Annotated in this window: 23 protein-coding genes; 9 read left to right on the forward strand and 14 right to left on the reverse strand. The window is 56.4% G+C overall.

Annotated elements, in window-relative coordinates:
• Positions 1-30: 30 nt before the first annotated feature.
• The 5 genes from M8014_RS22195 to M8014_RS22215 form a co-directional block, all read right to left on the reverse strand.
• A complete protein-coding gene (locus M8014_RS22195) occupies positions 31-1,260 on the reverse strand; it encodes a NupC/NupG family nucleoside CNT transporter (RefSeq protein WP_271284523.1) in 1,230 nt (409 codons plus the stop codon).
• Between the two features lie 2 nt (positions 1,261-1,262).
• Positions 1,263-2,225 carry a nucleoside hydrolase gene (locus M8014_RS22200; RefSeq protein ID WP_271284524.1) on the reverse strand — a complete coding sequence of 321 codons (963 nt, stop codon included), beginning with the start codon at positions 2,223-2,225 and terminating at the stop codon, positions 1,263-1,265.
• An 18-nt stretch (positions 2,226-2,243) separates the two neighbouring features.
• Complete coding sequence (locus M8014_RS22205; protein WP_271284525.1) at positions 2,244-2,978, reverse strand: outer membrane protein OmpK; 735 nt, start codon at positions 2,976-2,978, stop codon at positions 2,244-2,246.
• 30 nt (positions 2,979-3,008) lie between these two features.
• The gene (locus M8014_RS22210; RefSeq protein ID WP_271284526.1) at positions 3,009-4,217 is read right to left on the reverse strand and encodes a PfkB family carbohydrate kinase; all 1,209 of its coding nucleotides are present in this window, start codon (positions 4,215-4,217) and stop codon (positions 3,009-3,011) included.
• Between the two features lie 366 nt (positions 4,218-4,583).
• The gene (locus tag M8014_RS22215) at positions 4,584-5,423 is read right to left on the reverse strand and encodes a helix-turn-helix transcriptional regulator (protein ID WP_271284527.1); all 840 of its coding nucleotides are present in this window, start codon (positions 5,421-5,423) and stop codon (positions 4,584-4,586) included.
• A gap of 166 nt (positions 5,424-5,589) precedes the next feature.
• Between M8014_RS22215 and M8014_RS22220 the strand changes: the two genes are divergently transcribed.
• The 3 genes from M8014_RS22220 to M8014_RS22230 are packed head-to-tail and all read left to right on the forward strand — an operon-like array spanning position 5,590 to position 9,898.
• Positions 5,590-7,398 (forward strand): DUF2264 domain-containing protein, encoded by a 1,809-nt coding sequence (locus tag M8014_RS22220; protein ID WP_271284528.1) that lies wholly within the window; start codon positions 5,590-5,592, stop codon positions 7,396-7,398.
• A 30-nt stretch (positions 7,399-7,428) separates the two neighbouring features.
• A complete protein-coding gene (locus tag M8014_RS22225; RefSeq protein WP_271284529.1) occupies positions 7,429-8,682 on the forward strand; it encodes an oligosaccharide MFS transporter in 1,254 nt (417 codons plus the stop codon).
• Between the two features lie 28 nt (positions 8,683-8,710).
• The gene (locus tag M8014_RS22230) at positions 8,711-9,898 is read left to right on the forward strand and encodes a glycoside hydrolase family 88 protein (protein ID WP_271284530.1); all 1,188 of its coding nucleotides are present in this window, start codon (positions 8,711-8,713) and stop codon (positions 9,896-9,898) included.
• Positions 9,899-9,936: 38 nt separating this feature from the next.
• Here M8014_RS22230 and lysM read toward each other — a convergent pair whose 3' ends face one another.
• The 5 genes from lysM to qseB all read right to left on the reverse strand — a co-directional run bounded on the left by lysM (position 9,937) and on the right by qseB (position 13,514).
• Positions 9,937-10,377, reverse strand: a complete 441-nt coding sequence (gene lysM / locus M8014_RS22235) for a peptidoglycan-binding protein LysM (protein ID WP_271284531.1) — start codon at positions 10,375-10,377, stop codon at positions 9,937-9,939.
• Between the two features lie 99 nt (positions 10,378-10,476).
• Complete coding sequence (locus M8014_RS22240) at positions 10,477-10,791, reverse strand: putative quinol monooxygenase (RefSeq protein ID WP_271268157.1); 315 nt, start codon at positions 10,789-10,791, stop codon at positions 10,477-10,479.
• Between the two features lie 29 nt (positions 10,792-10,820).
• Entirely contained in the window at positions 10,821-11,402 is a 582-nt protein-coding gene (locus tag M8014_RS22245) for an NAD(P)H-dependent oxidoreductase (RefSeq protein ID WP_271284532.1), read from the reverse strand.
• 106 nt (positions 11,403-11,508) lie between these two features.
• A complete protein-coding gene (qseC, locus tag M8014_RS22250; protein WP_271284533.1) occupies positions 11,509-12,858 on the reverse strand; it encodes a quorum sensing histidine kinase QseC in 1,350 nt (449 codons plus the stop codon).
• Positions 12,855-13,514, reverse strand: a complete 660-nt coding sequence (qseB, locus tag M8014_RS22255; RefSeq protein ID WP_271284534.1) for a quorum sensing response regulator transcription factor QseB — start codon at positions 13,512-13,514, stop codon at positions 12,855-12,857. The genes qseC and qseB overlap by 4 nt, the downstream gene beginning before the upstream one ends.
• Positions 13,515-13,664: 150 nt before the next feature.
• On the opposite strand from qseB, the gene M8014_RS22260 reads away from it, so the two are divergent.
• The 5 genes from M8014_RS22260 to M8014_RS22280 all read left to right on the forward strand — a co-directional run bounded on the left by M8014_RS22260 (position 13,665) and on the right by M8014_RS22280 (position 21,112).
• On the forward strand, positions 13,665-14,069 hold the full coding sequence (locus tag M8014_RS22260) for a YgiW/YdeI family stress tolerance OB fold protein (RefSeq protein WP_271284535.1): 405 nt from the start codon (positions 13,665-13,667) through the stop codon (positions 14,067-14,069).
• A 118-nt stretch (positions 14,070-14,187) separates the two neighbouring features.
• Complete coding sequence (parC, locus tag M8014_RS22265) at positions 14,188-16,446, forward strand: DNA topoisomerase IV subunit A (protein WP_271284536.1); 2,259 nt, start codon at positions 14,188-14,190, stop codon at positions 16,444-16,446.
• Between the two features lie 121 nt (positions 16,447-16,567).
• A complete protein-coding gene (gene plsC / locus M8014_RS22270; RefSeq protein WP_271284537.1) occupies positions 16,568-17,305 on the forward strand; it encodes a 1-acylglycerol-3-phosphate O-acyltransferase in 738 nt (245 codons plus the stop codon).
• Positions 17,306-17,364: 59 nt separating this feature from the next.
• Positions 17,365-18,777, forward strand: coding sequence for a cell division protein FtsP (gene ftsP / locus M8014_RS22275; RefSeq protein WP_271284538.1), 1,413 nt, complete (start codon positions 17,365-17,367; stop codon positions 18,775-18,777).
• A gap of 160 nt (positions 18,778-18,937) precedes the next feature.
• The gene (locus M8014_RS22280; protein ID WP_418939625.1) at positions 18,938-21,112 is read left to right on the forward strand and encodes a YgiQ family radical SAM protein; all 2,175 of its coding nucleotides are present in this window, start codon (positions 18,938-18,940) and stop codon (positions 21,110-21,112) included.
• Positions 21,113-21,163: 51 nt separating this feature from the next.
• Here the strand turns inward: M8014_RS22280 and dkgA are convergent, their stop codons facing one another.
• Complete coding sequence (gene dkgA, locus M8014_RS22285; protein WP_271284539.1) at positions 21,164-21,991, reverse strand: 2,5-didehydrogluconate reductase DkgA; 828 nt, start codon at positions 21,989-21,991, stop codon at positions 21,164-21,166.
• A gap of 105 nt (positions 21,992-22,096) precedes the next feature.
• Positions 22,097-23,260, reverse strand: coding sequence for an alcohol dehydrogenase (yqhD, locus tag M8014_RS22290; protein WP_271284540.1), 1,164 nt, complete (start codon positions 23,258-23,260; stop codon positions 22,097-22,099).
• Positions 23,261-23,454: 194 nt separating this feature from the next.
• On the opposite strand from yqhD, the gene M8014_RS22295 reads away from it, so the two are divergent.
• Positions 23,455-24,354 carry an AraC family transcriptional regulator gene (locus tag M8014_RS22295; protein WP_271284541.1) on the forward strand — a complete coding sequence of 300 codons (900 nt, stop codon included), beginning with the start codon at positions 23,455-23,457 and terminating at the stop codon, positions 24,352-24,354.
• 69 nt (positions 24,355-24,423) lie between these two features.
• Here M8014_RS22295 and yghB read toward each other — a convergent pair whose 3' ends face one another.
• Positions 24,424-25,083 carry a DedA family general envelope maintenance protein YghB gene (gene yghB, locus M8014_RS22300; RefSeq protein WP_271284542.1) on the reverse strand — a complete coding sequence of 220 codons (660 nt, stop codon included), beginning with the start codon at positions 25,081-25,083 and terminating at the stop codon, positions 24,424-24,426.
• Positions 25,084-25,224: 141 nt separating this feature from the next.
• Positions 25,225-26,412: a cystathionine beta-lyase gene (metC, locus tag M8014_RS22305; RefSeq protein WP_271284543.1), complete on the reverse strand. Its 1,188-nt coding sequence runs from the start codon at positions 26,410-26,412 to the stop codon at positions 25,225-25,227.
• Between the last annotated feature and the right edge of the window lie 203 nt (positions 26,413-26,615).

Genomic DNA, 26,615 nt, shown 5'->3' on the forward strand with positions numbered 1-26,615 from the left:
AAACGGGGGAAACAGGCTTCCCCCCGTTTTTTATTGGGCGATCAGATAAAACAGCCCTGTCAGCGCGGCGCTCATCAGGTTTGAAAGCGTACCGGCAAGAATGACTTTTCCCCCCATTTTCGCAATAAAACTCTTATGCGCCGGGGCGATACCACCCAGTACGCCAATCAAAGCCGCAGGGGCTGAAAGATTCGCGAACCCCGCCAGCGCCATAATCGAAATTATCTGCGAATATTCAGACAGGCTCTCTTTCAACGGAATAAAGCTGGAGTAGGCGACAAATTCGTTGAGGACCAGTTTCTGGCCGAGCAGGTTGCCCACTTCGAGGATCTCCGTTGTGGGCACGCCAAGCAGCCAGGCGACAGGGGCAAAGAGATAGCTGAAAATCAGCTGTAGCGTGATGTTGTCCATCCCGAACAGGCTGAACATCCAGCCGAGCAGGCCGTTAACCATAGCAATCAGCGCGATAAGCGCCAACAGCATCGCCCCGACGTTTACCGCCAGTTTCAGCCCCGAACTCGCGCCGTTAGTGGCCGCTTCGACGATATTTATCGGCTTCTCATCTCCGTTTGCCATCTCGCCGGAGACATCGGCAATGTTGTCCGCTTCGGTTTCGGGATAGAGGATTTTAGCCATCAGCAGGCCGCCAGGTGCAGACATAAACGAGGCGGCGACCAGATAACGGATCTCTATACCCATAGAGGCATAGCCGACCAGCACCGAACCGGCGATGGACGCCACGCCGCCGCACATCAGGGCGAACAGCTCAGAGCGGGTCATTTTCGGCGCATACGGGCGCATCAGCACAAACACATCCGTATTACCGGCAAAAATGTTGGCTGTCGCCGCCATCGATTCCGCCGGGCTGGTTTTCAGCAGCTTATGAATACCTGTCCCGACAAGGCGAATGACCCACTGCATAATGCCCAGGTAGTAGAGTACCGAGAACAGCGCCGACATAAAGATAATGATCGGTAGGACGTGGAAGGCAAACAGGAAGCCCATTTTAAAGCGGCCCAGATCGCCAAACAGAAAGTTGATCCCCTCGGAAGAGAAGGCGAGCACTCCGGAGAGGCTGTTGGAGATGGACAGCAGAACTCTTTCCCCCGCCGGGACGTATAAAATAAATGCCGCCAGCCCGGCCTGGATCGCAAATGCGCCGCCGACGGTGCGCAGGTTAATCGCCCGGCGATTGGCGGAAAAGAGCAGCGCTATCGCCAACAGCACAACGATACCGAGACAAAGAATAGCTATTTGCATTATCACTCCTTATCCGCGTCGATAATCTTGCGAAACAGATCATTAAACAGGTTGTCTCTCTCAATAAACTTCACCACCCGAATCAGATGGCGGCGGTTGTCGAAGCTCCAGTTGAGAGTGTCATTAATCAGCGGCGCGGGCCGATACTCGCAGGTGTACCACTGAGGATCCAGGATGTACCCGACGGTGGTGATATCCCAGATAACCTTACGTGAAGCGAAACCGATCCACGGGCAGCGCGGGGCTATCTCTGCGAAATAGTGGCCAATACGGCTGGTGTTGGTGAAATAGAACTGCATTTCCGGCACGGAGGTCGCCATGCAGTTCGCCACGCCGAAGCAGGGGATCTGCGTTAGCGCCACGCCGCTATCAAACAGCACGCGGCTGGCGACGATATCCTGCATCAGATTGAATTCCTGGTTGTCCTTCCATTCGTAGCTATTGCCACCAAGCCAAATCAGATGAATTTTTTCAATAATATCGGGGGCGATCAGCAGCGCGTTTGCAATATTAGTCGGCGCGCCAATGCTTAACACCTGTAGAGTCTGCGTGGCGGCGCGGGCGCGGGAGATCAGATCCGCGACAGCGAGTGAACATTCCGGCGCATCGCTGTTGGTCAGATAGCGCGTCGCGCCTTTAAATATGGCGGGCTGCGGCTGACGCAGCGGGAGTTTTTCAAAGACCTGGTGGATCTCTTCATAGCTGAGCGTCATGCCAGTGGCGGGGTTGTCGACGTAAGTATGTGAACTCCCTTCGCCAAAAAAATGGTTAGTGAACGGGGCGGCGTACACCGCCTGTAGATCGATACGATCCGAACGAAGGTAAGCCCAGGCGATAGCGATCTGATCGTCGATTTCATTATATGTATCGCTGTCAATGACGACTGGGATGCGTCCGCTGGTCGGAACTGACATCAGCGACACTCTTTTTTCCAGCGTTAACGCTGGCCATTGTGTGGTTAACATAGCAATATATTCCTTTGATTAGAAATCATAAGCCAGACGATAGATGAGGATATCTCCGTACCCGTCGGCGCCCAGTTTGTTATAGAAATAACGGTACATGACGGTGGTTGATATATGGGAGGTGATTTTCCATGTCAGGTTCAGTCCACCATTAAGTCCTTCGCTTCCATTATTATTGGCGGAGTAGTCGCTATTGCGATCTAATTCAATTTCATTCCAGTTTGATAATAAGAAATTATGGTTAAATAGCTGAAAGGCGTACCCGGCATTCCAGCCAAGGGTAAAACCATTGAGCCCGTTAATATCGTAAGCAGGGCCAAAATTATTATGTGCAGTAACATATTGTCTGGCTATCCACGGTTTAAACCACCAGTCGTCGCCTTTAAGGTCGGTATAGCCAATACCGATAAACTGATTTGTCTCTTTGAAATCAGGGTTTTGCGAGTTATATACCTTAGTAAAAAGGCTGGCGCCGGTGTTCCATAAATAGGTATGGATTTCACCATTGGCAGTTTGGCCCTGGTTGCCTTCGTGATCGAGAATGTTTTCGAAATCGTAAAAGCCGTACATTTCTCCCCAGTCGAACCCCATTCCACCTTCAATACCAATCAGCGCCTGTTCATATTCTAAATCTTTTACCCCAGCGTCCCAGGACTGATAATCAAAATGGATATTCCCCCAACCATATTTTTGTTCTGCGGCAGCGGAAAGTGAAACGAGTACAAGAACGAGCAGCGAAAATATCTTTTTCATTTTATTTCCCGGATAACGTCGTAAGAGGATTTAATTCATCATTGGGTTCAGTCTTTCAAGAACGGCGCTGTGTTCCGGCATATTGGAGGCACCTTCGCGTTCAACGGCCAGCGAGGCGAAAGCGCTGGCGTAAATCAGCGCGGTGGTGATGTTTTTTCCACTCGCGAGCTGTGCGGCTAATGCACCATTAAAGGCGTCGCCTGCACCGGCGGTATCAATGTTGACGGCCGGGAAGGCAGGAAATGCGCGGTGCTGCTCACCGTCAAAAAGCCAGCAGCCTTTACTGCCCAGGGTGATAATGACGATTTGCGGCCCCAGCCGATGAATAGTTTCGGCGGCACTGCGGATCTCTTGCTCGGTACGGATCGGTGAGCCCGTAATGGATTCCGCCTCAGTCAGATTTGGGGTCACTATGGTTGCCCAGGGCAGCAGCTCAAGGACATCTTCACGCCAGGGGGCGGGATTAAAAATGGTGGTTATCCCACAGGTGTGGGCGAATTTCAGTGCCATTGCGGTGGCGTCAGGGTTGTTTTCCATCTGCGTTAGGAAGACGTCGGACTCGCTGATAGCGTCATAGCAGGCGATCACCTCATCGGGGCCGATCGTCTGATTTGCGCCGGGGTTGATGACGATAGCGTTGTCACCGGCCTCTTCCGATACCATCACCACCGCGCTGCCGGTTGGCACATCGGGCTGGGTGAATAACGTCAGCGCTTCGAGGCCCACATTGCCAAGGAATTTCCGCGCCTTATGCGCAAAATCGTCCTCGCCGACCTTCGCGGCAAAATGGGTACGCGCGCTTGCCATACAGGCCGCTACGGCCTGATTGCTGCCTTTGCCGCCAGGTAAACAACAGGAGTAAAGGGCACGTGTGGTCTCGCCCGATTCGGGAAAATGTTGTAAACGGTAGACCAGGTCCGTATTAAAAGAACCAAGAATAAATACGCGGCCGCTCTTTTTAGGTACTGGGGGTGTGAGATTAAACACATTAATATCCATATTAGTGTGGAGATAAAGTTTATTTTCTTTATAGGGCGATGCTTCTTTTTCGCTCAATAGTTCCGCTCCGCCGTAATGAATTTGGATAATGCCAGCTTTCTCCAGGATGTGAATATCACGGCGAATAGTACGCTCTGTAACACCTAACGTACTGGCAATTGATTTTACTGTTATTTTCTTTTGCCGTTTAAGTTCTGAAAGAATAAAACGTTGACGTAGCTGTTTATAACAATGGGGCATTTTTCATCCTTGCTCAGGTAATGGGTAGGGCTATTCAAAGGTGAATAATGCATTTCATATAGTTAAGTACTGGTTTAATCTGAAGGGCTAATATTGATGTCATTGGCTCTATTTTATTTATTGATGCGTTTCAGTATGTGTTTTGATAATACAGAAAAATATAGAAAAGGGTATGAGGCTTAAATCACATAAAAATTGCACAATCGGACATAATGTCCGATTTCCGGGTGAATAAGTGTTTAAGAAAAACTGAATATATTTATAGGGTGAATAGAATATGTGGATTTATTGCTTTTGCTTATTATTAAACAATAAAACCTTTTTCCTGTGGGCGAATAACTGAAGTGATTTAAACATATAAGCGCATCAGGCCGCACGATGACTCTTGCGGTACTGCAACGGCGTCTCGCCGATGCCCTTTTTAAAGGCGCTAATAAAGTACGTCACATCCGAAAATCCCACCCGCGCGGCGATGTCGCGCACGCTCGCGTCAGAGTGCAGCAGGCTTTCGCAGGCTTTGCGCAGCCGTAGCGTGTTCAGGTAATCGTGAATTTTTTCGCCCGTTTCCGCATGGAACTTGCGCGACACGTAGCTGCGGGATTTCCCCATTTCGCCCGCCAGCGCGTCGAGGCTGAATTTCTGCTGGTAATGCTCATCAAGCCAGAACATGACCTGGCTGGCGATCCCCTGACTGTTCCCGGTTTGCCCCTTATCGTCGTGCGGCAGCATGGCAAACAGGCCGATTAGCAGGCCGGCCACCTGTTCACTGTTCATCGGCGGCTGATAGCAGCTGAACAGGTGATCGAGATGGCTATGGCAGTGTGCCATATCCGCCACCCACGCTTCTCCTCCGCGCTGAGACAGCTTCTGCAGCCGCTGCTGGGTCTGAGGGAAATCGCGCAGTGCTTTCAGCACCGCGTGCTGGTCGAGGTGAATAATGGTGCGGCGGTAGCTGGCTTCGGCTTGCGGATCGACCATCACCTTGTGCAGGGTAAAGGGGGGGAAGAAAAATAGCCGCCCCGGGCGCATGGTGTAGTGGCGGTTATCGACAATCGCGATGCCAAAGCCCTCTTCGACATACAGGATTTCCAGGCACTGGTGCCAGTGGTGATAGCGCACGGTGTTGGCGAACAGGCGACTGAACGACACGAGGGTGTCATTCAGCGTGATAAGCTCAAGATGTTCCGCAGTTGGCGTGTGGCGCATAGTGCAATAAAACTCAACTTTTCCCTTTCCCTTGCCCTTTATAAACCACCTTTTTAAATTTCCTCAACTGCGGGTTCATGCATCTCTCGCGGGTGTGACCGGGCTAACATTTCTGCCCCTTGCTGATTAACTATTCTTTGCCGCAGTTGATTACGAGGACGAGCGCATGTTGGCGGCACAGAAAGAAAAATCAAATCCGTTGTCTACCCGTCAGGATCTGGTGACGGCCCTGAACACGATGCTGGCGGCGGTAGACAAGCAGTTTCCGGCGGGCAGCTCACGCTTTTCGCTGGGGGAGACCTGCGCCCACTACGCCACCGACGTGGCGCAGATGGAAGGATTGTCCCGGGTGCTGTGGGGGCTGTTCCCACTGATGGCCGCAGGCGACAGCACCCCGTTCAGCGACAAATACATCGCGGCAATCAAAATCGGTACTGACCAGCAAAGCCCGGGCTACTGGGGCGACACCCAGCCTTACGATCAGCGGCTGGTGGAGATGGCGGCCTATGGCCTGGGGCTGACCCTGCTGCAGGACAGGCTCACGGCGCACTTTACCGAGCGTGAACTGGCCAACCTGTACGCATGGCTGAACCAAATCACCGATGCGCAAATGCCGGACAGCAACTGGAACTACTTCGCCATCATGGTGCAGCTCGGCTTTAAGCGCGCCGGTTTGCCCTACGACCAGCAGGCCATCGACCGTCGCTTCGCAATGATGGATGCCTACTACCTGGGGGAGGGCTGGTACTCCGACGGCGTGGGTCGCCCGAAAGATTATTACATCTCAATGGCGTTTCACTTCTACGGATTGATCTACGCCACCCTGAGCGGCGATGAGACGCGCGCTGAAATACTGCGCCAGCGTTCACGCCAGTTCGCCGAAGACTTCATTTACCTGTCTGCTGCCGACGGTGCCTCGGTGCCGTTTGGCCGCAGCTTGACCTATCGCTTTGCGATGGTCGCCTTCTGGAGCGCGGTGGCTTTTTCCGGGCTGGATGTCTTCACCCCGGGGATCGTAAAAGGGGTGATCCTCCGCCATCTGCGCTGGTGGCAGCAGCAGCCGATTACCGATCGCGACGGGATTTTAACCCTCGGCTTTGCCTACCCGAATCTGGCGATGTGTGAGGACTACAACTCGCCCGGCTCGCCGTACTGGACGCTGAAAACCTATCTGATCCTGGCGCTGCCGGATGCGCATCCGTTCTGGCAGGCGGAAGAACAACCGCTGCCAGCGCTTGCCGAAACGCGCGTGATACCACACGCCCAACAGATCCTGATGCAGGCCGACGATGTTCAGATGCTCACCGCCGGACAGCTGGAGCTGAACAACTACGTCAACACCGAGGCGAAATACACCAAATTTGCCTACTCCAGCCGCTTTGGCTTCACCATTGAGCGTGGGCGTTTTGGCATAAAACACGCCGCCTGCGACTCGATGCTGCTGCTGGCGGATGGCGATAACTACTTCCGCGGACGCCGTGAATGCGAGCAGGTGCGGGTGGACGAAAACTACATCTTCTCGCGCTGGTCCCCGTGGCAGGACGTGATGGTCGATACCTGGCTGGTGCCGTTCGGCGAGTGGCATCTTCGCCTGCACCGCATTAACAGTGCCCGCACCCTGCAAACGGTTGAGGGGGGGTTTGCGGTGATGAAAACCGAGCATCACATGCAGGGGCGCGGCAGCTGGCTGCATGCCACTAACGGCAGCAGCGCGATTGTCGATCTCTCGCCCGCCATTGCCCGTGAGCCTGACAGCATCGTCACCCCACCGAACAGCAGCATCATGTTTGCTCAATGCGCCTCGATACCGGTGCTCACCACCACCCTTGCGCAAGGGGAGAGCTGGCTGTGCTGCGCGGTGATGGCGTCCGGACAGGCTAATAAAGCGGCGGTGAGCCCACAGTTGGAAATCAATAATAACCAGGCCGTTATTTCTCTGCCTGGAAACGAACGTCAGCTGTCGTTCTTTTTATAAGCCCTGAACCTGAATGTTGGCGAGGATGGTATGAGTAACAAAACTGAATATTACAAAATCAGCAGTTTTATTTTTCTCTATTTCTTTACCTGGTCCGCAAGTATTGGTCTGTTGGCCATCTGGCTTGGACAAAAAGCAAATCTCAGCGGCTCGGTGATTGGCACTGTATTTGCGGTAAACGGCATCTTCTCGGTGATCCTGAAACCGATCTACGGTTATATTCTGGATAAGATCGGTATGAGCAAATATCTGCTCTATTTCGTGGTGGCGATGTCGGCCCTGATGGCACCGTTCTTTATCTACGTTTACCAGCCGCTGTTAATGTCCAACACCCTGCTGGGGATTATTATCGGCGCACTCTATTTAAGCTTTGCCTGGTATGCGGGCGTGGCGGCGTGCGAATCCTATTCCGACCGTTTCAGCCGGCTTAACGGCATGGAGTTTGGCCAGATCCGCATGTGGGGATCGCTGGGCTGGGCGGTGGCGTCCTCGTTCTCGGGTCTGCTGTTTAACCTCTCACCGTCGTACAACTTTATTATGGGCAGCGTGGCCTCGGTCATTATGCTTATCGTCCTGTTGAGCCTGAAAGTGAACACTAACTCCGTTCATGCCGACGAGGTGCTGACCAAAGAGAAAATCGCCCCGTCAGATGTCTATGCCCTGCTGCGCAGCCGCAAGTTCTGGGCCTTCTGCCTGTATGTGGCGGGCGTGGCGTGGATGATGTTTATCGCCGAGCAGCAGTTCTCCCGCTATTTCGTCACCTTCTTCGACGATATTCATCAGGGCAATGCGGTATTTGGCTATCTGGGTACCGTCCAGTCCGGAATGGAATTCGTGATGTATATGGTGATCCCGCTGTTCGTCAATTTTATTGGTGCCAAGCGCGGGTTGTTAATTGTTGGGCTGGTGGTCGGTGCGCGACTGATTATTTCCGGGATGTGCGATTCCCATCTGTTAATTTCGGTGCTGAAACCGCTGTACGGTCTGGAAATCTGTCTGCTGCTGGTGTCGGTATTTAAATATATCGCCGAGCATTTCGATAAACGGGTTAACGCCACCATGTATTTGCTGGGCTATCAGGCGATGCTGTATGTCGGCAACGTGGTGGTCTCCTCCCCGGCGGGTTATCTGTATGACCGCATCGGTTTTGAGCAGACCTATATCATCATGGGCGCAACGGCGCTGACCTTTACGGTTATATCTGCCTTTACGCTGTCGGCCTGTCAGAGCAAATGGCGCGGCACCCGGGCGCTGAACGTGTCAGAGCAACCGTCATCACATTAATTTTTGCCGTCAAAGAAGGAACCGAAAAATGTTAAATCATATCGCCCTGGAGCCGCTGGCTGATATTCCCGTGCCGGTCGAGGCTTGTGCGTTCAACGACGAATTACGTTCGGCGCGCAGCCATATCCTCGAGCTGATTAGCCGTCATTTAACCGAGTTCGGTGAGCAGTTCCCGGCCGAAACCTGTCAGGACGGTTACTATCCGCTGACCGAAAATGTCGAGTGGACCACCAGCTTCTGGACCGGCCAGCTGTGGCTGGCGTGGGAGATGAGCGGCGACGAGAAATTCCGCGCGATGGCGGAGAAGCACACCCGCTCGTTTGGCGTGCGCATCGCCAGTCGTCATGACACCAATACTCACGATCTCGGCTTTTTGTACACGCTCTCCTGCGTGGCAGCCTGGCGACTGACCGGCGACCGCGAGGCGCGCGGCTTCTCGCTGCTGGCGGCTGAAGCGCTGCTTGAACGCTTCCATGAGAAGGCGAAGATCATCCAGGCGTGGGGGGATCTGAGCGATCCCGAGCAGGCCGGACGAATGATCATCGACTGCAACATGAACCTCCCCCTGCTGTACTGGGCGACCGAGCAGACCGGCGATCCGCGCTTTGCCGATGCGGCGCAGGCCCACGTGATGCAGGCAGCGCAATACCTGATTCGCGAAGACGCTTCAACGTTCCACACTTACTATATGGATGTGAAAACCGGCGCGCCGCGCTACGGCAACACTCAGCAGGGCTATGCGGATGACTCCTGCTGGTCACGCGGCCAGGCGTGGGGGATTTATGGCTTCCTGCTGAGCTACATCTATACCGGCGACAAAATGATGATCGACCTGTCGAAACGGCTGGCGAATTACTTCCTCAACCGTCTGCCGGAAGATTACGTCTGCCACTGGGATCTGGCGCTGGTGGGCACCGACGCGCTGCGCGATTCATCGTCGGCGGCGATTGCGGTGTGTGGCCTGCTGGAGCTGGTAAAACATCTGCCGGTCACCGACCCGGACAGAGAGCGCTATCAGGCGTGGGCGCAGGGCATCATGTCCTCGTTGACGAAGCACTATCTGATGGGCAAAACGGAGAAAGGTAACGGCGTGCTGAAGCACTCGGTTTACCATCTGGCCAGCAATAAAGGCGTGGATGAATGCGCGAGCTGGGGGGATTACTTCTACGTCGAAGCACTGGTGCGTTGTACTCAGAGCTGGAAGCTGTACTGGTAAACAGAACGGCCCTCTTTGCGAGGAGAGGGCCGCAACGGTCAGGCTTTCGGAATACGCAGCGTCTGCCCGGGATAAATTTTATCGGGGCTCGAGAGCATAGGCCGGTTAGCTTCAAAGATTTTGTTGTACTGCGAGGCATCGCCATACACGGTTTTAGAGATGGCGCTGAGGGTGTCGCCGGATTTCACCGTGTAGTAAGTGGCTTCGCCGCTGGTGTCACTGGCGGTGATATTGTTTTCCACCTCGCTGACGCCCACGATATTCCCCACGGCAATCTGGATTTTTTCTTTCTGTTCCTGCGTCAGCCCGTCGCCGGTGACGCTGGCTTTACCGTCGGTCACATTGACCTGCACCTTATCGGCACCCGGTATATTGAGTTTTTTAAGATGGTCTGCGACTTTATCGCTTTGCCCTTTGTGGTCCGTCAGGTTGTCCCACAGTTTTTCACCTGCCTCTTTTACGAAGCTGAAAATACCCATTTCGTCCTCCGGTTAGCAAACACGTAAGACTATAAGCATAGCAGGTGAGCTTAAAAGTAGGCCGGGCAAACGCAGTGCTGCCCGGCGTTACCACAAAACTTAAACCCCTTGCTCCAGAATACGGATATGGGTTTCCAGAACATCCCCTTTCACCGCTTCGCTCCACGCTTTCATGTGCGGGGTTTGCAGGTGGGCTTCCAGATGGGCCACGGTTTCCCACTGCTCAACCATGATGATTGAGTCCGGGGCGGTGGTCTGGAAGCTGACGCCTGCGGCAGTGTCCACCATCGGCGCGTAGCCGTGGCAGCCCGCTTCGTCTAAAACGGCCGGGATAATTTTTGCAAACTGATCCAGCACCGCCTGACGGTGGTGTTGGCCAGGACGGGTACGGATTTCAGCAATTACGGTAAGCATGGTCCACTCCTTATGATTCCAGCTTCCAGTTAAGCAAAAATTTCCGTCAGATGCTTGCGGTATTCTGCGATATAGCGCGGCACGTCCGGCATTTTGATCACGTCGTTGGTGATAAAGGTCGGCAGTGCTTCCATGCCCAGGAACTGGTTCGCTTTGTGGAACGGCAGATAAACACCGTCAACGCCCACGCCGTGGAAGAACTGGTCTTCGTCGGTGAAGGCGTCCATTGGGGCGTTCCAGGTCAGGGAGAGCATGTATTTTTTACCCTGAATCAGGCCGCCTGAACCGTATTTTTTTGAGGCGTCTGAGCGGGTGCGGCCATCGCTGGCGTACAGCGAGCCGTGACCTTCGGTAAAGACATCGTCCATGTACTTTTTAATGGTCCACGGCGCGCCCATCCACCAGCCCGGCATCTGCCAGATCACCACGTCAGCCCACAGGAAGTTCTGCACTTCGGCCTTGATATCGTACTCGCCGTCGGTGCGAACGACGTTAACATCATGCCCGGCGTCGCGCAGGAACCCGTCCGCGACCTCGGTCAGGGTGTCATTCAGCTGGCCGTTGGAGTGCGCAAATTTTTTCGCACCGTTGATAATCAGAATGTTGCTCATAATGTGACCTCGAAGGAAAGAGTATGGCGACGATTCTACGCGCGACAGCGGGGCGGTAAAATGAGCAAAATGTGTAAAGTCTTTTGCTCTGTGCGCAATAATCACCCTACCAGCGGATGTGTGTTTCAAAGCCCCCGTGGTCGGCATTGCCCAGCGATACCGTCATCCGGTGCAGGGCGGCAATCCGCTTGACGATGGATAAGCCCAGCCCACTGCCGGTTTGCTGCTGGCCCGGCGGGCGATAGAAGCGCTCGCCAATGCGCGCCAGCGTCTCGGGGACGATCCCCGGCCCGTTATCCCGCACGCTAAAGCTTCGCGCATCGAGCGTGACATCCACCACGCTGCCGCGCGGGCTGTAGCGCACGGCATTATCCAGCAGGTTGCGCACCAGCAGGCTCAGCAGCAGCGGTTGCCCGGTGTGGCGCGCCTGCGGGGCATTGATCGTCAGGCGGATCTCAATCCCTGCCTGCTGCGCCGGATGGTAAATATCCATCACCGCCGATTGCAGCAGATCGGCCATCGGGATTGGCTCGAGTTCATCGAGGTTAGCCAGCGAGTCCAGCCGCGACAGGGTCAGGAGCTGATCCACCAGACGGGAAGCGCGATCGATACCCGCGTGCAGCTGCGTCAGCGCTTTCGCCTGCGCCTGCGGATCGTCCTGCGATAGAAGGGCGACATCGGTCTGCACCTTCAGCGCCGTCAGGGGGCTGCGCAGTTCGTGGGCGGCATCGGAGGTGAAGCGCCGCTCGCGCAGCATCGCCTCCCGGGTGCGGGTGAAGAGATGGTTCAGCGACTCGACCAGCGGGCGCACCTCGGTTGGCAGGCCCGCAGAGGTCAACGGATCGGTGGCATCCGGGGCGCGGTGGCGCAGGCTTTGCGCCAGATTTTTCAGCGGACGCAGCTCGCGGCCGAGCAGCACAACCAGCAGCAGGAGCATCAGCGGCAGTGCCACCAGCCATGGCGTCAGCTGCGAGGTGACGATATCCAGCGCCATCTCCTGGCGGTACTCGCGCTCCTGGCCAACTACAATGCGGGTATTCCCGTCGGGCGCGGTCAGCCACAGAAAACGCCATTCGTCGTTATCATCCTGCAAATGACCGTTGTCAAAGCCGTCGCGACCCGCGTGCCAGGCAATATCCCGGCCGTTTTCCCCGTCATGCAGCAGCATTTTTCCGTCGCGGGAGTAAATCGCAAACGCCAGCGCGTCATCGTCCAGATGGCCGTTTTTGGCCTTCTTTGGCATGTCGCGCACCTGAACGGTGCCGTTCAGGGTGCTAAGATCCATCGCCATCAGCCGTTTGGCGAACAGCATCTGCTGGGTGTCGAACAGCTTATCGAGCTTATGGCTGGTCTGCTGCCAGGCCACGACGCTGGCGGCAAACCATGCCCCCAGCGCCAGCAGTAAAAACAGCAGGGTCAGGCGTAGCTTCAGGCTCAAACGTTGCGTCAGTTTCATGCCTCTCCCAGGGTATAGCCGATGCCATATACGGTGCGGATAAAGCCCGCGCCGAGCTTGCGGCGCAGATGATGGACGTGGACTTCCACGGCGTTGCTGGAGACATCGTCATCCCAGCTGTAGAGCTTCTCTTCGATAGTTTTGCGCGGCAGCACGCGCCCGGCATTACGCATCAGCAGTTCCAGCAGGGCGAACTCTTTCGGCTTCAGGGAAAGCGTTTCGCCGTCGAGGGTGGCGATCATGGCGACCGGATCGAGACTCACTTTGCCATGCTGCAGTTCGCGGCGGGTCTGACCGTGGCTGCGGCGCACCAGCGCTTCCAGGCGGGCCGCCACTTCGATCAGGGCAAAGGGCTTGCACAGGTAATCATCGGCCCCCAGGCGTAACCCATCCACCCGCTGGTCGAGCGCGTCGCGGGCGGTGAGGATCAGCACCGGCTCGCTGCGTCCGCTCTCGCGCCATGCGCGCAGGATCGTCAGCCCATCGAGCCCGGGCAGGGTAAGATCCAGCACCACCGCGTCATAGGGGGCAGAGAAGAGGGCGCTTTTGCCAGTGGGACCGTCGGTAAACCAGTCGACGAGAAAGCCCATTTTACTCAGCCCGACCTTAATGCCGTCGCCGATAAGCCGATCGTCCTCAACCAGTAAAATACGCATTCCCGCTCCTTGTTATCGCTGTTTACAGGGCAGTAAACCTCTGGAGCGTCATCGCTGTACAGTAAAAAAAATTAAATTTTAGGCTTAAGAAATCGTTAAGGTTTACCCTGTTTAATGGACATCTAAACACGTTGAAAGGGAAAATTACTGATGAAAAAATTCGCTGCAATGGCTGCCATTATGATGATCACCACCGCGCCGGTGTTTGCCGCTCAGGGCGGATTCACTGGACCGTCGGCTGCGCCAACCACCCAGTCCACGACTCAGCAGGGCGGTTTTGTTGACGCTAACGCCAATCTGACCACGGCGGTAAAAGCCAAAGATCTGAAAGACAACAGCTGGGTGAAACTGCGCGGCAACATCGTCGAGCGCCTGTCCGATGACCGTTACCTGTTCCGCGACGCCAGCGGCACGGTCGATGTCGAAATCGATACCAAACACTGGAACGGTCAGACCGTCAGCCCGCAGGATCAGGTCGAGATCCAGGGCAAAGTCGATAAGGACTGGAACGAGTTTGAAATCGAAGTGAAACAGATCACTAAAGTGAATAAATAAGCTGAAAGAGGGCCGGTTTCGCGGCCCTTTTCTTTGTGACTCGACTCGTCAGATAGGGTAGTATCTGCGGCAATATTGCCTGAAACCAACTGGTTTCTGAGTTGAGGGATCCCATTTAATGAGCGATATGGCAGAGCGCCTCGCGCTACATGAATTTACTGAAAACGCCTATCTGAACTACTCCATGTACGTGATCATGGACAGGGCACTGCCGTTTATCGGTGATGGCCTGAAACCGGTCCAGCGCCGCATCGTTTATGCGATGTCTGAACTGGGTCTGAGCGCCAGCGCAAAATTCAAAAAATCCGCCCGTACCGTGGGTGACGTACTCGGTAAATACCATCCGCACGGCGACAGCGCCTGCTACGAAGCGATGGTATTGATGGCACAGCCATTCTCCTACCGCTATCCGCTGGTTGACGGCCAGGGGAACTGGGGGGCACCGGACGATCCGAAGTCGTTCGCGGCGATGCGTTATACCGAATCCCGACTGTCCAAATATGCAGAACTGCTGCTCGGCGAACTGGGCCAGGGCACCGTCGACTGGGTACCAAACTTCGACGGCACCATGCAGGAGCCAAAGATGCTGCCTGCGCGCCTGCCGAACATTCTGCTGAACGGCACCACTGGTATCGCGGTGGGTATGGCGACGGACATCCCGCCGCATAACCTGCGTGAAGTGGCGAAAGCGGCGATCACCCTGATCGAGCAGCCGAAAACTACCCTCGATGAAGTGTTGGATATTGTGCAGGGGCCGGACTACCCGACCGAAGCCGAAATCATCACCTCCCGCGCTGAAATCCGCAAAATCTACCAGAACGGTCGCGGCTCGGTGCGCATGCGCGCGGTGTGGACCAAAGAGGACGGTGCCGTGGTGATCACCGCGCTGCCGCACCAGGTTTCCGGCGCCAAAGTGCTGGAACAAATCGCCGCCCAGATGCGCAATAAAAAGCTGCCGATGGTTGACGATCTGCGTGACGAATCGGATCACGAGAACCCGACCCGTCTGGTGATCGTCCCGCGCTCCAACCGCGTGGACATGGAGCCGGTGATGAACCATCTGTTCGCCACCACCGATCTGGAAAAAAGCTACCGCATCAACCTGAACATGATCGGTCTGGATGGTCGTCCGTCGGTGAAAAATCTGCTGGAGATCCTCACCGAATGGCTGGCGTTCCGTCGCGATACCGTGCGTCGTCGTCTGGACTACCGTCTGGAGAAAGTGCTCAAGCGCCTGCATATCCTCGACGGTTTGCTGGTGGCGTTCCTCAATATTGACGAAGTGATTGAGATCATTCGCGGTGAAGATGAGCCGAAACCGGCGCTCATGTCGCGTTTTGGCATCAGCGAAACCCAGGCTGAAGCGATCCTCGAGCTGAAGCTGCGCCATCTCGCCAAACTGGAAGAGATGAAAATTCGCGGCGAGCAGAACGCGCTGGAAAAAGAGCGCGATCAGCTGCAGGCGATCCTCGCCTCCGAGCGCAAGATGAGTAACCTGCTGAAGAAAGAGCTGCAGGCAGATGCCGAAGCCTTCGGCGACGATCGTCGCTCTCCGCTGCGCGAGCGCGAAGAAGCCAAAGCGATGAGCGAGCATGACATGCAGCCGTCCGAGCCGGTGACCATTGTGCTGTCACAAAGCGGTTGGGTGCGCAGCGCCAAAGGTCACGACATCGACGCCCCGGGCTTAAGCTACAAAGCGGGCGACAGCTTCAAAGCGGCAGTGAAAGGCAAGAGCAATCAGCCGGTGGCGTTTATCGACACCACCGGGCGTAGCTACGCCATCGATCCGATTACCCTGCCGTCGGCGCGCGGCCAGGGCGAGCCGCTGACCGGCAAGCTGACGCTGCCGCCGGGTGCGACGGTTGAACACATGCTGATGGAAGGCGATGAGCAGAAGCTGCTGATGGCCTCCGATGCAGGCTACGGCTTTATCTGTACCTTTAACGATCTGGTGTCGCGCAACCGCGCGGGCAAGGCGTTAATCAGCCTGCCGGATAACGCGCGCGTGATGGCGCCGCTGCTGATTGAAGACGAGAGCCACATGCTGCTGGCGATCTCGGCCGCAGGGCGAATGCTGATGTTCCCGGTCAGCGACCTGCCGCAGCTGTCGAAAGGCAAGGGAAATAAGATCATCAACATCGCCACGGCGGACGCCGCATCAGGGGAAGACAGTCTGGCGCACCTGCTTATTCTGCCGCCGCAGAGCACCCTTACCCTTCACGTGGGTAAACGCAAAATCAAACTGCGCCCGGAAGAGCTGCAGAAAGTGGTGGGCGAACGTGGACGTAAAGGCTCGTTGATGCGCGGTCTGCAGCGTATTGATCGCCTGGAGATCGACTCTCCACATCGCGGCAAAGCGAGCGAAGGCGAGGTGTAATCTCGTTTCTCCCCCGCCGTTCAGGCGGGGGATATCGTCACCACATCCTTTATAAAAACAAAGCAGTTACCCGAATACAGTTGCAGTATAATTGTCAGCTGTTCGGGCTTCAGAGGTCGCTATGCTATTAATTGTTCGTTTAATCCTGGTTGTTATCTACTGCATCCTGGTCTGTATTTTCGGCTGCATTTACTGCCTGTTCAGCCCACGTAATCCGAAGCATGTCTCTACCTTCGGCCATATGTTTGGCCGCCTGGCACCGTTGTTTGGGTTGAAAGTAGAGACCCGTCTGCCCGAAGGGGCAGAGAAGTTTGGCAACGCCATCTATATCTGTAACCATCAGAATAACTACGATATGGTCACCGCCGCTAAAATTGTGCAACCGCCAACCGTCACCGTAGGCAAAAAGAGCCTGCTGTGGGTGCCGTTCTTCGGTCTGCTCTACTGGCTGACCGGCAACCTGCTGATTGACCGCAACAACCGCACCAAAGCGCACGGGACTATTGCAGAAGTGGTCAGCCACTTTAAGAAGCGCAGAATTTCGATCTGGATGTTCCCGGAAGGCACCCGCAGCCGTGGGCGTGGCCTGCTGCCGTTTAAAACTGGCGCGTTTCATGCCGCAATTGCGGCCGGCGTACCGATTATTCCGGTGTGCGTTTCCACCACTTCGAATAAGATTAATCTTAACCGTCTGAACAACGGTCTGGCAATCGTTGAAATGCTGCAGCCGGTTGATGTGAGCAAGTACGGTAAAGACCAGGTGCGCGAGCTGGCGGCGCATTGCCGTGAAATCATGCTCAATAAAATCGCTGCACTTGATAAAGAAGTCGCAGAGCGCGAAGCCGCTGGCAAGGTTTAAGCCGGCAAGAAGGGAAAACGAATTCCCGTGTTGTTAGTACGTTTATACATGGAGCCAATATGTCACTCAGTCGCCGTCAGTTTATTCAGGCATCGGGAATCGCCCTATGTGCAGGTGCGGTTCCGCTGAGGGCAAACGCCGCCGGGCAGCAACAGCCGCTGCCCATTCCGCCGTTACTCGAATCCCGTCGCGGACAGCCGCTTTTCCTGACGCTGCAGCGTACCCACTGGACCTTTACCCAGGGCACGCGTGCCTCCGTCTGGGGCATTAACGGGCGTTATCTCGGTCCGACGGTCCGCGTCTGGAAGGGCGATGACGTGAAGCTGATTTACAGCAATCGTCTGGCGGAAAACATCGCTATGACCATCAGCGGTTTACAGGTGCCAGGCCCGCTTAAGGGCGGCGCGCCGCGTATGATGTCCCCGAGCGCTGACTGGGCACCGGTTCTGCCCGTTCGCCAGAACGCGGCGACCCTCTGGTATCATGCCAACACCCCGAACCGCACCGCGCAGCAGGTCTATAAAGGGCTGGCGGGTATGTGGCTGGTGGAGGATGAGGTAAGCAAATCGCTGCCCATTCCCAACCACTACGGCGTCGACGATTTCCCGGTCATTATTCAGGATAAGCGTCTGGATAACTTCGGTACGCCGGAGTACAGCGAGCCGGGGAGCGGCGGGTTTGTCGGTGATACGCTGCTGGTCAATGGCGTACAGAGCCCGTATGTCGAAGTGTCTCGCGGCTGGGTACGTCTGCGCCTGCTGAACGCCTCCAACTCGCGCCGCTATCAGCTGCAGATGAGCGACGGCCGGGCGCTGCACGTGATCGCCGGTGATCAGGGCTTTTTACCTGCTCCGGTCCCGGTAAAACAGCTGGCGCTGGCCCCGGGCGAGCGGCGCGAAATCCTGGTGGATATGACCAACGGCGATGAAGTGTCGATTACCTGTGGTGAAGCGGCGAGCATCGTTGACCGGCTGCGCGGCTTCTTTGAGCCGTCGAGCATTCTGGTTTCAACCCTGGTGCTGACCCTGCGTCCGACCGGCCTGCTGCCGCTGGTGACCGATACCCTGCCGATGCGCCTGCTGCCGGAAGAGATCATGAGCGGTACCGCGGTGCGCAGCCGCGATATCAGCCTCGGTGACGATCCGGGTATTAACGGCCAGCTGTGGGACGTTAACCGCATTGATATTACTGCCCAGCAGGGCACGTGGGAGCGCTGGACGGTACGCGCCGAAATGCCGCAGTCGTTCCATATCGAAGGGGTGAGCTTCCTTGTGCGCAACGTCAACGGGGCGATGCCGTTCCCGGAAGACAGAGGCTGGAAAGACACCGTCTGGATCGATGGGCAGGTCGAACTGCTGGTCTACTACGGCCAACCGTCGTGGCCGCACTTCCCGTTCCTGTTCCACAGCCAGACCCTGGAGATGATGGACAGAGGATCGGTCGGGCAGCTGCTGGTCAACCCGGCACCGTAATTCGCCGGGTAGCGGCTGTGCTTACCGGGCCTACAGGTCCGCAGGCCCGGTAAGCGCAGGCTACCGGGCTTTAACACTCCCCGCACAATACCCCTTCATTTCCCGTATTAATCCAGCGTATAATCCCCGCCCTTTTGATTATTTTTTCTCCGGAAGCATTATGAGCGCAATATCCTTGATCCAGCCGGATCGAGACCTCTTCTCCTGGCCCCAGTACTGGGCAGCCTGTTTTGGACCGGCGCCATTCCTGCCGATGTCCCGCGAAGAGATGGACCAACTGGGCTGGGACAGCTGCGACATTATTCTGGTGACGGGCGACGCCTACGTCGATCACCCGAGCTTTGGCATGGCGATCTGCGGTCGTATGCTCGAAGCGCAGGGTTTCCGCGTGGGGATCATTTCCCAGCCGGACTGGAACACCAAAGATGATTTTATGCGCCTCGGCAAACCGAACCTGTTCTTCGGCGTGACCGCGGGCAACATGGATTCGATGATCAACCGCTACACCGCCGACCGTAAGCTGCGTCACGATGACGCCTACACCGCGGATAACGTGGCGGGCAAGCGTCCGGATCGCGCCACTCTCGTGTACACCCAGCGTTGTAAAGAAGCATGGAAAGACGTGCCGGTCATTCTGGGTGGCATTGAGGCGAGCCTGCGCCGTACCGCGCATTACGACTACTGGTCCGATACCGTGCGCCGTTCGGTGCTGGTGGACTCCAAAGCTGACATGCTGATCTTCGGCAACGGTGAACGACCGCTCGTAGAAGTGGCGCACCGTCTGTCCCAGGGTGAGCCAGTGAGCAACATTCGCGACGTGCGTAATACCGCGATCATGGTCAAAGAAGCGCTCCCGGGCTGGAGCGGGGTCGATTCCCGCATCATTGATATGCCGGGCAAAATCGACCCGATCCCGCATCCGTATGGCGACGATCTGCCGTGTGCGGATAACAAACCGGTTGAGCCGAAAAAAGCCGAAGCCAAAGCCGTGGTGGTTCAGCCGCCGCGTCCGAAGCCGTGGGAAAAAACCTACGTGCTGCTGCCGTCCTTCGAGAAAGTGAAGGGCGACAAAGTGCTCTACGCTCACGCGTCACGTATTCTGCACCATGAAACTAACCCGGGCTGCGCGCGCGCCCTGATGCAAAAGCACGGCGAGCGCTTTATCTGGGTTAACCCGCCGGCGATCCCGCTGTCGACCGAAGAGATGGACAGCGTCTTTGCCCTGCCGTACAAGCGTGTGCCGCACCCGGCGTACGGTGATAGCCGTATTCCAGCATATGAGATGATCCGTTTCTCGATCAACATCATGCGCGGCTGCTTCGGGGGCTGCTCGTTCTGTTCAATCACCGAGCACGAAGGGCGCATTATCCAGAGCCGTTCCGAAGAGTCGATCGTCAACGAGATCGAAGCGATTCGCGACACGGTTCCGGGCTTTACCGGCGTTATCTCGGATCTGGGCGGCCCAACCGCCAACATGTACATGCTGCGCTGTAAATCGCCGCGCGCGGAACAGACCTGCCGTCGTCTCTCCTGCGTCTATCCGAGCATTTGTGAGCACATGGACACCAACCACGAGCCGACGATCAACCTGTACCGTCGCGCCCGTGACCTGAAGGGCATCAAGAAGATCCTGATTGCGTCCGGCGTGCGCTATGACATCGCGGTAGAAGATCCGCGCTACATCAAAGAGCTGGCGACCCACCACGTGGGCGGCTATCTGAAGATTGCTCCGGAGCATACCGAAGAAGGCCCGCTGTCGAAGATGATGAAGCCGGGCATGGGCAGCTACGACCGCTTCAAGGAGCTGTTCGATACCTACTCCAAACAGGCCGGGAAAGAGCAGTATCTGATCCCATACTTCATCTCTGCGCACCCGGGTACGCGTGATGAAGACATGGTCAACCTGGCACTGTGGCTGAAACAGCGCCGCTTCCGACTGGATCAGGTACAGAACTTCTACCCGTCGCCGCTGGCGAACTCGACCACCATGTATTACACCGGCAAGAACCCGCTGAGTAAGATTGGCTATAAGAGTGAGGATGTGGTGGTGCCGAAGGGTGACAAACAGCGTCGACTGCACAAAGCGCTGCTGCGTTACCACGATCCCGCTAACTGGCCGCTGATCCGTCAGGCGCTGGAAGATATGGGTAAAAAGCACCTGATTGGTTCACGTCGCGACTGCCTGGTGCCGTCACCGACGCTGGATGAGATGCGCGAAGCGCGTCGTCAGAATCGCAATACGCGCCCGGCGCTGACCAAACACACGCCGATCGTGCATCAACGTTCGAACGGGACGGCGGGTGCGAAGAAAAGTGTAAAACGTAAGATCGGTTAAACCTGTTGCCCGGTGGCGCTAGCGCTTACCGGGCCTACAGCATCGCAGTTACTACCCGCCAAACTGGTCCGGATCCGGCCCTAAACGCTTGCCTTTATCCAGCTTCGCAATCTCGCTCAGCTCGTCTTTATCCAGACGGAAATCCCACACGTCGAAGTTCTCAGCGATGCGCGATGGGGTCACGGATTTCGGGATCACCACTAAACCGCAGTCCAGATGCCAGCGAATCACAATCTGCGCCGGGGTTTTGCCGTATTTGTCGGCCAGCTCGCGGATAATCTTCTGATCGAAAACGCCTTCGCCGCCCTGCGCCAGCGGGCTCCAGGATTCAGTCTGGATCTTGTGGGTCGCATTCCAGGCGTGCAGCTGACGCTGCTGCATCAGCGGATGCAGTTCGATCTGGTTGATCACCGGGGCGACGCCCGTCTCATCAATCAGCCGCTGCAGATGGTGGATCTGGAAATTACACACCCCGATGCTCTTCACCAGACCGGCTTTTTGCAGGTCGATCATTCCATGCCAGGCGTCGACATAGTGATCGATAGCCGGAACCGGCCAGTGCATCAGATACAGGTCGACGAAATCGAGCTGCAGCTTGTCCAGGCTCTCCTGGAGCGCATCGGCCGGACGCTTTTGATCGTCATTCCACAGCTTCGTGGTGATAAATAACTCATCGCGAGGCAGACCGGCGCTGGCCAGTGCGCTCCCCACGCCGGTTTCATTTTTGTATGCAGCAGCGGTATCAATCGACCGGTAGCCGACCTCCAGCGCCTTGTGAATGGCGGACACGACCTCGTCGTTACCGGCTTTCCATACGCCGAGCCCCAGTTGGGGCATTACGCTACCGTCCTGAAGCTTGATTACGGTTGGGTTTGCCATCTTTCCTCCTTCATTTGCTCATCCACCGGGGGCAGGCCCCCGGTGGCGTATGTGCATTAAGCCTGGCCTAAATGCCGAAAAACGAAAGGTAAGATCGAAAATCCCTTAGCGAGCGGCCTCGTAAATGCGACGGCTGACGTCGAGGGTAATGTCGCCATGTTCCCCGATGTGCGTCATCCCGTGTTCTTCAAGTTTTGCCAGCAGGGCAGGGATTGTGCTGCCGTCCAGATCGTAGCCGGAGAGGCGCGTCGGAACGCCCATCTGCTCGAAGAAGTTACGGGTCGCAACGATGGCGGCATCGATACGTTCGTCTTCAGAACCGGCGGTGATCCCCCACACGCGCTCAGCGTACTGCAGCAGTTTGGCGCGTTTGGTGTCGCGTTTTTCGTTCCACAGTGCAGGCAGAACCACCGCCAGCGTCTGGGCGTGATCGAGGCCGTGCATCGCGGTCAGCTCGTGGCCCAGCATATGGGTTGCCCAGTCCTGCGGCACGCCTGCACCGATCAGGCCGTTCAGCGCCTGGGTGGCAGCCCACATCACGTTGGCGCGCACGGCGTAGTTTTCTGGCTCTTTCAGGGCCAGCGGGCCGTCTTCGATCAGGGTCAGCAGAATACCTTCCGCGAAGCGATCCTGGATTTTGCCGTCAACCGGGTAAGTAACATACTGCTCAACGGTATGCACAAAAGCATCCACCACGCCGTTCGCCACCTGACGCGGCGGCAGGGTGTAGGTGTAAACCGGATCCAGCACCGCGAAGACCGGCTGGACGTGTTCGTTCATAAAGGCCTGCTTGTCGCCGGTGGTTTTACGCGAAATTACCGCGCCTTTGTTGGATTCAGAACCGGTGGCTGGCAGGGTCAGCACCGAGCCCATCGGGATCGCGCTGTTAATGTCGCTGCCGCCGTTTTGCAGGATCTGCCACGGGTCGATACCGTCCGGGTAGTGGGCGGCTGCGGCGATAAACTTGGTGCCATCCAGCACCGAACCGCCGCCGACCGCCAGCAGGAAGGTGATGTTCTCTTCGCGGGCGATTTTCACCGCGTTCATCAGCGTTTCGTACGACGGGTTCGGCTCGATGCCGCCGAACTCACGCACGTCCAGGCCGTCGAGTGCGGCATACACCTGGTCCAGCACGCCGGTTTTCTTCACGCTGCCGCCGCCGTAGGTGATCAGCACGCGAGCGCCGGTTGGGATCTGCTCGCGCAGGTCGGCGATAGCGCCTTTACCAAACAGAATGCGGGTTGGGGTATGCAGGTTAAAATTGTTCATTGCTCGTTCCCTTAGGTGGGTGAAAAACGTGGCGGCGCAGACGGCTGCCTGATGGTGCTCATTGTGGCGAGCGCAGGCTATCCTCTCAATGCACATTTCTGCCGATGTCTTGCCCATTTCTACACAGTGCTGGAGAAAATGGGTAAACCTGCGCACACTGTCATCATCGGAAACCGTACCCGGACTCAGCAAAGATGAACCGTGAAGAGACGTGCCTGCAGCTCACTGCGCAAATTAACACACTGAAAGATAATGCAAATAAGCTTGATGACCTGCTACCAGACGTTCGTCTGCTGTACGGCACACAGCCCGGGCCACGCACGCCAGTGATGTATCAGCCCGGTATCATTTTTCTCTTTTCTGGCCATAAAACTGGCTATATCAATGAGCGGGTGTTCCGCTATGACACCCGTGAATATTTGCTTCTGACAGTACCTTTACCCTTCGAATGTGAAACCTTCGCGACAGAGGCGGTGCCGCTGGCCGGTATTCGCTTAAATATTGATATTCTGCAGCTGCAGGAGCTGCTGATGGATATTGGCGAGGACGAACTATTTTGCCCGTCGATGGCGGCCAGCGGCATTAACTCTGCCGCCCTGTCGGATGAGATCCTCTGCGCTATTGAACGTCTGCTGGACGTGATGGCGCGCCCGCTGGATGCGCGCATCCTCGGCAAGCAGATTATCCGTGAGATCCTGTATCACGTCCTGCTGGGGCCGGGCGGCGGGGCACTGCTGGCGCTGGTCAGCCGTCAGACCCACTTTAGCCTGATCAGCCGGGTGCTGAAGCGCATCGAAAGCCAGTACACCGAAAACCTGAGCGTGGATCAGCTGGCGGCCGAGGCCAACATGAGCGTTTCGGCGTTCCACCATAATTTTAAGTCGGTCACCAGCACCTCGCCGCTGCAATATCTCAAAAGCTATCGTCTGCACAAAGCGCGCATGATGATGATCCACGACGGGATGAAGGCCAGCGCGGCGGCGCTACGGGTGGGTTATGAGAGCGCGTCGCAGTTCAGTCGGGAGTTTAAACGCTACTTTGGCGTCACGCCGGGGGAAGATGCAGCGCGGATCCGCACGATGCAGGGGATGTGATGGTGCGGGCTGTTGCCCTCACCCTAACTCTCTCCCTGTGGGAGAGGGCAGGGGTGAGGGGAGTAACCGTCAGGCGCTACAGTACTTCTTCTTAATCACCACCGCGATGGTACCCACCAGACCCGCCACCAGCAGGAACATCGGCAGGATCATCAGGAAGGTCATCACCTGGTCTTCGTGGCGCTTCACGAACGGGATCATGCTCAGGGCATAGCCAAAGGTGGTCACTACGCCGACCCACAGCAGCGCGCTCAGCCAGTTAAAGAACTGGAAGCGGCGATTAGAGAGGCCGGAAATCCCCGCCATCGTTGGCAGCAGGGTGCGTACAAAGGCCAGGAAGCGTCCGGCCAGCAGGGCCAGCAGGCCGTGGCGATCAAACATACAGGTTGCCCGCTGGTGATACTTATACGGCAGCTGCGCCAGCCAGCTTTTCACGATCCGCGTATTACCGAGCCAGCGGCCCTGCAGATAGCTCAGCCAGCAGCCCAGGCTGGCTGCGGAGGTGAGGATAACCATCGTCGAGGTAAAGTCCATCACCCCTTTCGCAATCAGCGCGCCTGCCAGCAGCAGCAGACTGTCGCCGGGTAAAAAGGAGGCGGGCAGTAACCCATTTTCCAGGAACAGGGTGGCGAACATGACGAAGTAAACCACCCCGACTACATGCGGGTCCGCCAGCGCTGCAAAGTCGTGTTGCCAGAGTGCAGCGATAATATCGTGAATAACAGCCATGGGCTTTCCTGTGGAACAGCGTATATGAACCTATTGTACTCCCTATTTCGCCTGCGGGCTTTGATCGCAGGCGCAACAATTCAGACTTTTCTGTAGGCGATGTGGGGAAAAGTATCCTCTGAGCTGTTTTCTCTCCCTTTGCTACTCGATGCGCGCAAAGCCTGCCGCTAAATCGGCAATCAAATCGTCGACGTTTTCCAGGCCGATATGCAGACGGATCAGCGTACCGGTAAAATCCACGTCGCCACCCGGGCGTAGCTCGGCAATCTGCTCTGGCTGGTTTGGCAGGATCAGCGATTCAAACCCGCCCCACGAATAGGCCATGCTGAACAGCGAGAAGTTGTCCAGATACGCCGCCAGCTCGTCGTTGCTCAGGCGCTTGTTCAGGATAAATGAGAACAGACCGCTGCTGCCGGTAAAGTCCCGCTGCCAGAATTCATGGCCTTTGCTGCCCGGCAGCGCCGGATGGTTAACGCGCGCCACCTGCGGATGCTGCGCCAGCCACTCGGCCACCTGCACGCTGCTCTCGTGGTGCTGACGCAGGCGCACGCCCAGCGTACGCAGGCCGCGGCTGGTCATATAGGCGGTATCGGCGTCCACCATTTGCCCCATCAGATAGGCGTTCTCGCGCAGCTGGTCCCAGCAGCGGGCGTTGGATACCGCCGTGCCGATCATGCCATCAGAGTGGCCAATCAGGTATTTGGTGGCCGCCTGAATCGAGATATCGATATCAAAGTCGAGCGCTTTAAACAGCACCCCTGCCGCCCAGGTGTTATCGATCATGATGATCGCTTCCGGGGCTTTGCTGCGCACCGCCTGCACGATGGCAGGCACATCATGCACCTCCATGGTGATCGAGCCCGGGGATTCCAGGAACACAATGCGGGTTTTGGGTTGGATCAGGTCGGCAATATCGGCGCCGATCTGCGGATCAAACCAGCCGGTGGTCACCCCCAGCTTGCTGAGAATTTTGGTGCAGAAATCCTGGCTGGGCTCGTAGGCGGTGTTGGTCATCAGGATATGATCGCCCTGTTCGACAAACGCCAGAATGGTATTCGCCACCGCGGCCGCGCCGCAGGGGAACAGCGCACAGCCTGCGCCGCCTTCCAGCTCGCACATGGCTTCCTGCAAAGAGAAATGGGTCAGCGTCCCGCGGCGACCATAAAATAGCTCGCCTTTGGCCCGGTTGCGGGTGGCGTGCTTTTTGGCTTCGACCGTCTCAAACACCAGCGATGACGCGCGCTGGATCACGCTGTTCACCGAGCCGAGGGTGTATTTCTTACTGCGTCCCGCCTGGACAAGCGTGGTATCAAGATGCTTCTCTTTCATGTGTGCGCAACCTGTTTTTATACGTCTGGACGTCCAGACTACCATGAAAGTAAAAATGGTCACGAGAGGTGGGCACATAAAGAAGAAAATTTTTTAAAATTTGTTTCCGGGAAATTTTTCCTGCGTAAGCGCAAGGAAAGTTAACCGAAATTCCGGCACCATGTAAATACTAATGAGAACTACTATCAATTCGACGCGTTTTT

Source organism: Silvania hatchlandensis, assembly GCF_025564065.1.
Lineage (GTDB): Bacteria > Pseudomonadota > Gammaproteobacteria > Enterobacterales > Enterobacteriaceae > Enterobacter > Enterobacter hatchlandensis.